1 protein-coding gene is annotated in these 1,631 nt (G+C 39.0%); it reads left to right on the top strand.

Annotated features, from left to right (window positions below):
- Nucleotides 1-298 precede the first annotated feature (298 nt).
- Nucleotides 299-1,510: an IS110 family transposase gene (locus tag DW642_RS15655; protein ID WP_055218916.1), complete on the top strand. Its 1,212-nt coding sequence runs from the start codon at nucleotides 299-301 to the stop codon at nucleotides 1,508-1,510.
- Nucleotides 1,511-1,631 lie beyond the last annotated feature (121 nt).

Below are 1,631 nucleotides of genomic sequence, written 5' to 3'. Positions count from 1 at the left end.
TTGCGCGTCTAACTCATCACTACTACAATATATTTATGGGTAATCCCCTTACTTCCAGTAAGGATTTATCCATCTCATTACTTAAACTGTTAGAATGTAGGATGCAATGGTATATCGACTTCATCACTTGGACCTCGCGTCCGTACTTTAGACTGATAACCGGCTCCTCATTCACAGTGTTCGTTTTATGCAGGTTGAATCACATTAGGTGCATTCGTGTCACACACAGTAGTTTGAACAGGTAATGAGTAAAACTGGTATTTATCCATTGTAATATTTTTTAAGGAGTGATAAATTTATGAACGCAGTAGGTATCGATGTTTCAAAAGGTAAAAGTATGGTTACAATTCTGAGACCATTTGGGGAGATTGTATCCTCTCCTTTTGAGATTAAGCACACATCCAGTGATATCCATTCACTTATTAAACTTATTCATTCTATCGAAGGTGAATCCCGGGTTGTAATGGAACATACCGGCCGCTACTACGAAGCACTTGCTCACCAGCTTTCAGCAGCAGATCTCTTTGTCAGTGCTGTTAATCCCAAGTTGGTCAAAGATTTTAATAACGATTCTCTTCGCAAAATCAAGTCCGACAAAGCTGATTCTGTCAAGATTGCCCGCTACGCTCTTGACAAATGGCAAAGTCTTGAACCGTATAGTATTACAGATGAATTACGCGCTCAGCTAAAGGTCATGAATCGTCAGTTCCATTTCTATGTGAAACAAAAAACGGCTATGAAAAATAATCTTATTGGCCTCATTGACCAGACCTATCCAAATGCAAATACTTATTTCAATAGTCCCACCCGCAGTGATGGTTCCCAGAAATGGGTTGATTTTGTCTCTACATACTGGCATGTAGATTGCATTCGTAAAATGTCTCTAAACGCTTTTGTTGAACATTATCAGAACTGGTGCAAGCGCAAAAAATATGCCTTCAATAAATCAAAAGCGGAAGAAATTTACACCAAAACAAAGGAACTTGTTCCAGTATTTCCTAAGAATGAAATAACCAAACATATCATCAGACAAGCTGTCGATCAGCTCAACAGTACTTCCGTTACTGTCGAAACAATACGCACTCTCATGAACGAGACTGCCTCAAAGCTTCCTGAATACTCAATTGTCATGCAGTTTAAAGGGATTGGTCCATCTCTCGGTCCACAGCTTATGGCTGAGATCGGTGATGTAACCAGATTCACGCATAAAGGAGCCCTTACTGCATTCGCCGGAGTTGATCCTGGGGTAAACGAATCTGGTTCCTATGCCCAAAAAAGCGTCCCAACATCCAAACGTGGATCTTCAAATTTAAGAAAGACTCTTTTTCAAGTAATGGATGTTCTTATCAAAACCATGCCTCAGGATGATCCTGTATATCAATTCATGGACAGAAAACGCACCCAGGGTAAGCCTTACTATGTTTATATGACTGCAGGTGCTAATAAATTTCTCAGAATATACTATGGACGAGTGAAAGAATATCTTTCTGTTCTTCCTGATCCAAGCTAATTCAAAACTTTTACTTTCAGACCAGCACTGGTTGTGGTGGCCTTATTTTAATGCCTAATTTTTAACCTGTAAAGTTTTTTAACTTTCTTCAATTTTAGTATTGACTTTTTATTTGCAGGCT

Source organism: Blautia sp. AM23-13AC, assembly GCF_003435675.1.
In the GTDB taxonomy this organism is placed as follows: Bacteria; Bacillota; Clostridia; order Lachnospirales; family Lachnospiraceae; genus Fusicatenibacter; species Fusicatenibacter saccharivorans.
The sequence above is the reverse complement of the archived record's forward strand: the minus strand, read 5'-3'. Positions and strand labels throughout refer to the sequence as shown.

Coding starts and splice junctions, on each gene's coding strand:
- DW642_RS15655 (WP_055218916.1), top strand. CDS start 299: ATGAACGCAGTAGGTATCGATGTTTCAAAAGGTAAAAGTATGGTTACA.